Source organism: Aeromonas sp. (genome assembly GCF_051657805.1).
In the GTDB taxonomy this organism is placed as follows: domain Bacteria; phylum Pseudomonadota; class Gammaproteobacteria; order Enterobacterales; family Aeromonadaceae; genus Aeromonas.
Genome location: NZ_JBOFLJ010000006.1, coordinates 1 through 1,061 on the forward strand (window position 1 = coordinate 1; position 1,061 = coordinate 1,061).

Sequence of the window (1,061 nt, forward strand, 5' to 3'; positions counted from 1 at the left end):
GCAAAGGCACTGTCCGTCTCTCTCTTGGTGATTACATCATTGAGGAGCCTGGCTGGTACCACATCCCTGGCCTTGCCATGCGGCTCAAATCTGTCTGTATGCACCGCCGCCTTCACCCCGATGCCTACTTCCTTGCTACCAATGAGGAAGTTACTTTGGCGTATCCTACCTTCCATATCTCCATTGATGATTCCCAGGACATTGTCCTTCTCTGTACCCCTGCTCCCACTGGCTGCGTCCCAGATTTCCGCGCCTCCCCTTTTGTTGGTGATGATCCCTTGACTCTCTCCGGCAACCTGGCCACCTCCCCTCCTGGCCTTGGCTTTGCCTTCCGTTCCTCTGGTGGTGCTCACCACTTTACCCCCTTTCCCCACACTCTCATCGACCCCTCCTCCCGCGACATCCCTCCCAATTATGTCCCCGACTCTGGGTCTGCTCACAAACGCTTCACCAATGAGGAACTTCACAAACTCTTTGGTAACCGTAGCTTCCGGGACTGGTCCGCCCTCACCCAGTCTTGCGAGGGGGGCCATGTCACCAACCTTGGTGAGATCCCTCTCTCTATTGGCGACGTTGTTAACATTCGCCGCCGTCGCCGTGGCAAATCCTCCAAGCCTTGTCCTCCCGGGCATACCCTATGTGTCGACATCGGCTTTGGTGATGGTGTGTCCCCTGGTGGCCACCGCTACTGCCTCGTCATTGTGGATGCCGGCTCTTGACAATGCTGGTGCTACGGCCTCCTCGACACCTCCGGTGCCTCCATTGCTAAGGCCTTCCTTCAACTCTTCTCCGAGATGGGCCCTGAACGGACCGCCCGCATCCGGCGCCTCCTCACTGATTTTGATACCAAGATCATCCGTGGTGATTCCCGTCGCCTTCTTCTCTCCAAGCACATCCGGATCCTCTCCTCTGTCCCGTACCGCCACTCTCAGAATGGCCTGGTCGAACGCCATTGGGGCACCGCGGTTGGCATGGCTCGTGCATACCTTCAAGAAGCGAACCTTCCCAAACGCTTCTGGTTCTGGGCCTTACGCACCGCCTTTGAACGGATGAATATGATC

2 protein-coding genes are annotated in these 1,061 nt (G+C 57.2%); both read right to left on the minus strand.

What is annotated here, in order from left to right; all coding sequences use genetic code 11:
• The coding region (locus tag ACRCYW_RS02390; protein ID WP_438548592.1) for a hypothetical protein at positions 1 to 533 on the minus strand (533 nt) is incomplete at its 3' end.
• A gap of 102 nt (positions 534 to 635) precedes the next feature.
• Complete coding sequence (locus ACRCYW_RS02395; RefSeq protein WP_438548593.1) at positions 636 to 953, minus strand: hypothetical protein; 318 nt, start codon at positions 951 to 953, stop codon at positions 636 to 638.
• Between the last annotated feature and the right edge of the window lie 108 nt (positions 954 to 1,061).